Raw genomic sequence first — 4,561 nt, 5'->3', positions numbered from 1 at the left:
CCCCCGCTCTCGGCTCGCCTCAGCCGGCGGCGACCCGCCCCGCGAACCGGCCGACGGCCGGCCACCCGGCGCATCCGCAGGCGCCCCGGCTCGCGCCTCAGCTCTCGGGTGCCGCCCAGCGTGATTCCCCGCCCCCGGCTCTCGGCGTGCTCCGGCGTCTTCGCCCCGTCCCGGCCGGTGGCGTAGCCCCAGCTGCGGTTACGACCGCTCGTCGGCCGGCGGGCCGCCCCGCGGGTCCGCGAGTGCGGCCGCCGCGTCCAGCGCGGTGGTGAGCTCGTCGAGGCTGGCGCGCAGGGTGCGGATCTCCTCGGGGCCGAAACCCGTCGAGGACGCGATCCGGCGCGGCACCTGGAGCGCGCGGCCGCGCAGCGCGACGCCCTCCTCGGTCAGCCGCACCTCCACCGACCGCTCGTCGCGGGCGCTGCGCTCGCGGCGTACCAGACCGGCCGCCTCCAGCCGCTTGAGCAGCGGCGACAGCGTGCCCGAGTCGAGACGCAGGTGCTCGCCGAGCTTCTTCACGGGCAGCTCGTCGTGCTCCCACAGCACCAGCATCACCAGGTACTGCGGGTAGGTGAGCCCGAGGTCCTTGAGGATCCCGCGGTAGACGCCGTTGAAGGCGCGGGAGGCCGCGTGCAGGGAGAAGCAGATCTGCTGGTCCAGGCGGAGCCAGTCGTCGTCGGGCGTGTTCATGCGTCCAGGATAGCTCGCGCCCGTCATTCAATTGCACACAACTAAATTGTGTGCTCTAATTCTGGGCGTCGGGCGGCCCGGAAGCGGGCCGCCGAACAATTGACGTGAGAGGGAAGGTTTTCCATGGACGCGCTCTACACCGCTGTCGCCACCGCCACCCACGGCCGCGACGGCCGCGCCGTCAGCTCCGACGGCGTGCTGGACCTCGCCCTGGGCGTGCCCCAGGCGATGGGCGGCAACGGCCAGGGCACCAACCCCGAGCAGCTCTTCGCCGCCGGTTACGCCGCCTGCTTCGGCAGCGCCCTCGGCCTCGTCGGCCGCCAGGCCAAGGTCGACGTCAGCGACGCCGCCGTGACCGCCGAGGTCTCCATAGGCAAGCAGGGTGAGGGCTTCGGTCTCGCCGTCGCCCTCCGCGTGGAGCTCCCCGACAGCGTGGACGAGGCGACCGGCCGCAAGCTGGTCGAGCAGGCCCACCAGGTCTGCCCGTACTCCAACGCCACCCGCGGCAACATCGAGGTCGACCTCGTCATCGAGTAACCCCGAAGGCCGAAGAGGGTCACCCCCCGACCCGCGCCAGCACCTCCCCCGTCCGTCTGCTCCACGCCACCACCACGGCCTCCTCGGGCACCGGGTGCCAGCGCGTCAGCAGCAGCCAGCGCACGTGGTAGCGGCGGACGACGGCGGACCGCTCGGCGCGGGTCGAGTCCGGGGCGAGATAGGCGCGGACGTCGGCCGCCCGGCGTTCCCGCCGCCGCTCGTCCAGGGCGGGGTCGGGCCAGATGGGCGCGGCGAGGTTCGGCCCGTACCCGGCGATCGCGTGACTGGCGAGGTACCCGTCGGTGATCACCACCTCGCCGGGCCCGATGTGCCGCGCGGCCCAGTCGTACGACGGCCAGCGCGTCGGCTGGGTGAACCCCACCGGGTCGACGGAGCGCGGCACGACCGCCCCGGCGTGCACGGTGACGAACCCGACGCACACCCCGGCCGCCGCCGCCCCGCCCAGCACCCGCCGGGCCCGCCGCCAGGGCCGGGGCGTCGCCAGCTCCGCCGCCAGGGCGAACTGCAGCGGCACCAGCACGGCCCATAGGGCCCTGGCGTACGTGTAGTGCCCGCTCGCCCAGCCGTACGCCACCAGCAGGCATTCCAGCAGGAACATCCACACCAGCGGATCACGCGCCGACCTGCGGGCCCGCGCCCAGAGCGCGGGCAGGCCGAGCAGCGCCAGCCAGGAGTTGGCGAGCATCCGCTCGTACAACTGCCGGTGCATCGCGTCCATGCCGGTGTCGCCCACCAGCGTCAGGACGTCGTAGTACGGCCAGGTCAGGGCGACCGTCGCGCAGGCCGCCCCGGTGAGCGCCCAGCGCGCCACGACCGGCCGGCGCCAGCCTCGCTGCCGGGACGCCACCACGGCCACCGCCCCGGTGAGCGCAGAGGCCGCCGTGATGGGGTGGGTGAGCAGGATCAGCCCGTACAGCGCGCCGACTCCGGCGTACCCCCACCAGCCGCCGAGCCCGCTCGGGCCGACGAACCGCACGTCGGGGGCGTCGTCCCGCGCGCGGGTGCCCGTCCAGGCCCACGCCCAGAAGGTGAGCCCGATCGCGAGCGCGGACGGATACCCCAGGTTCGTCGTCATCGGCATCAGCCCGAGATAGCCGCTCCACAGGATCCGCGCCGTGCCCCACAGCAGCGTCATGAACAGCAGGGCCCACACCGGCGCCCAGGGGCGTGACGTGAGGGTCCTGACGAACCGGCCGAGCCCCGTCAGCAGCACCAGCAGATGCACCGGCCCGGCGAGCTTCACGACCTCCCAGCCGGACAGCCCCGTCAGCCGCGCCAGCACGCCCTGGGCGACGGCGTACGGCCCGTAATACGGGCTGCCCTCGCCCGGCAGGTCCGCCATGGTGTGGGCCGGGTGGAGCAGGTCGGCCTTGAGGCGCTCGACGACCGCCGCGTGCTGTCCGGCGTCGCAGCACAGCGGGACCCGCCAGTAAGCCAGCGTCATCACCAGCCAGAACAGGGCGCCGTAGAACTGGTACGGGGTGAGCCTCCCGGCACGGCCGGCGCGCAGTGCCGTCGCGCCGCGCACGGCACGCCGGACCAGGACCGGGGCGCTCACAGGAGGGTGCAAGGGGTCTGGGGCATGCGCGGAATGTTCCCGCCCCTACGCATGCCCTGACCCCGGATCACTTCATCGGGTGAGGCCACTACCGCCACCTGCCGGTCGGTCGCACAGCGCCTGCTGCGCCGCCGCCGGCCAGCGCGCGAACCGGAACCGCGTCCGCTCGACCGCCCCGGTGAGGTTCCGCCAGAACCGCTCGGCGGTGAGCGGGGCACGCACCGACTCCCTCAGCTCGGCGAGTTCACCGCAGTCCAGCGCGGCCCGGGCCGCCTCGACCGCCTCCCGCGAGGCCCCGGCGCGCAGCAGATCGCGCTGCGGAGGATGCTCGGCCGCCCACTCGGCGAAGACCCAGTGGTTGCGCAGGAACTTCTCGTGCCCGGGCCAGCTCCACCGCTCCAGCGCCAGATGCGCGCCGATCGGGCTGGCCAGCCCCCAGGCGTCGTTGACGTAGGTGTCCAGCGGCGCCGCCGCCCCCGTCACACCGAGGTGACGTCCGACGATGACCACCCGGTACGGGGAGTCCGCCGGCATCGGCGTGGCGTGCAGTCGCCGCGCGGCGTCGAAGTAGAGCAGCGTCGGCCCGGGCGCGCGCTCGGCCCGCGCCAGCATGGCGCGCCCCTCCGGCAGGGCGGGCCAGTTGGCCACCCAGGTGGCGGTGCGCACGGGGTTGTGGTCGCCGAGGCCCTCCACGTCGGAGCTGCGCACGTTGAACGAGCCGGGCGTGCTGCGCACGTCGAAGGGTGCCCGCAGCGGACTGACCGCCGTGCACAGCCACACCACCAGCAGCGCGCCCGCCACGCCCGTGACCCTGGTCGCGGGCACGACCAGCACCGGCAGGAGCAGCAGCAGAAGCGCCGGCAGGATCATGCGGGCGTGCATGTAGTCGCCGCCGACGCGGACGACGTACCCGGCCAGCAGCAGACCGGCCGCGAGGGGCGACAGCAGCACCGCGAGTGAGGCCCGTCCCGGGGCACGGTCCCGTTGCTCCCGGCGCGTGCGCCGCACCAGCAGGACGGCCAGCGCCCCGAGCACCGGCACGACCGGCCACAGCCAGTACGGCCCGAGCGTCTCCTGCACGTACCCGGCGCCCCGGCTCCAGTCGCTGGCGCTCGCCTCCTTGGCGATGGCGGGCAGCGGCACCAGGATCCCGTAGTACCCCGCCCGGAACACCTCGTACGCCAGCGGCACCGCCCCCGCCGAGGCCAGCATCGCCGCCGTGCCCCGCCGGGAGGGACGCAGCACCCACCACTGGGCCGCCAGGAAGCACGCCGTGACCACCGCCAGATCGGGCCGGACCAGCGGCCCCAGCCCGAACAGGAAGGCGGCCGTGTACGTCTGCCGGGTCTCCTGACCGCGCCGGGTCCGCGTCAGCGACCACCACGACAGGCCGGTCCAGAAGGCGCCGAGACCGCTCTCCAGACCCGACGTCATGTACGACCAGAACGGCGGCACGGCCAGGAGTACGAACGCACCGGCCGGGAGCAGCAGCCCGGCGCCCCGGTGCAGCCGGCACGTGGCGAGCAGGGCGAACGCGAACCCGGCGGTGCTCAGCAGCAGACCGAGTCCGACCGCGAGGAACGCCGGGTCCTCGCCGGTGACCCAGGTGGTGAGCGCCAGCAGCCACTGCCACAGGGTGCCGGTCGAACTCTCGGCCCGCTCCCCGACGTTGAACACCGGCCCGTGGCCCGCCAGGATCTGCCGGACCGGGCGCAGGTAGATGAGCCCGTCGTCGCAGATCCAGCGCCGCCGGAA

Annotated in this window: 4 protein-coding genes; 1 reads left to right on the top strand and 3 read right to left on the bottom strand. The window is 74.3% G+C overall.

Annotated features, from left to right (window positions below):
• Window positions 1-198: 198 nt before the first annotated feature.
• Window positions 199-690, bottom strand: coding sequence for a MarR family transcriptional regulator (locus ABZ281_RS39105; protein ID WP_356662755.1), 492 nt, complete (start codon window positions 688-690; stop codon window positions 199-201).
• Window positions 691-813: 123 nt separating this feature from the next.
• On the opposite strand from ABZ281_RS39105, the gene ABZ281_RS39100 reads away from it, so the two are divergent.
• On the top strand, window positions 814-1,227 hold the full coding sequence (locus ABZ281_RS39100; protein ID WP_356662754.1) for an organic hydroperoxide resistance protein: 414 nt from the start codon (window positions 814-816) through the stop codon (window positions 1,225-1,227).
• Between the two features lie 19 nt (window positions 1,228-1,246).
• Here the strand turns inward: ABZ281_RS39100 and ABZ281_RS39095 are convergent, their stop codons facing one another.
• Window positions 1,247-2,806, bottom strand: a complete 1,560-nt coding sequence (locus ABZ281_RS39095) for a hypothetical protein (protein WP_356662753.1) — start codon at window positions 2,804-2,806, stop codon at window positions 1,247-1,249.
• 72 nt (window positions 2,807-2,878) lie between these two features.
• The coding region (locus ABZ281_RS39090) for a hypothetical protein (protein ID WP_356662752.1) at window positions 2,879-4,561 on the bottom strand (1,683 nt) is incomplete at its 5' end.

Source organism: Streptomyces sp. NPDC006265 (assembly GCF_040613555.1).
Taxonomy (GTDB): Bacteria; Actinomycetota; Actinomycetes; order Streptomycetales; family Streptomycetaceae; genus Streptomyces.
Note: the sequence above shows the minus strand (reverse complement) of the source record. Positions and strands in the feature narration are given on the sequence as shown.

Bases quoted from the DNA above. Each gene is read 5' to 3' on its own strand.
- ABZ281_RS39105 (WP_356662755.1), bottom strand. From the start codon at position 690: ATGAACACGCCCGACGACGACTGGCTCCGCCTGGACCAGCAGATCTGC.
- ABZ281_RS39100 (WP_356662754.1), top strand. From the start codon at position 814: ATGGACGCGCTCTACACCGCTGTCGCCACCGCCACCCACGGCCGCGAC.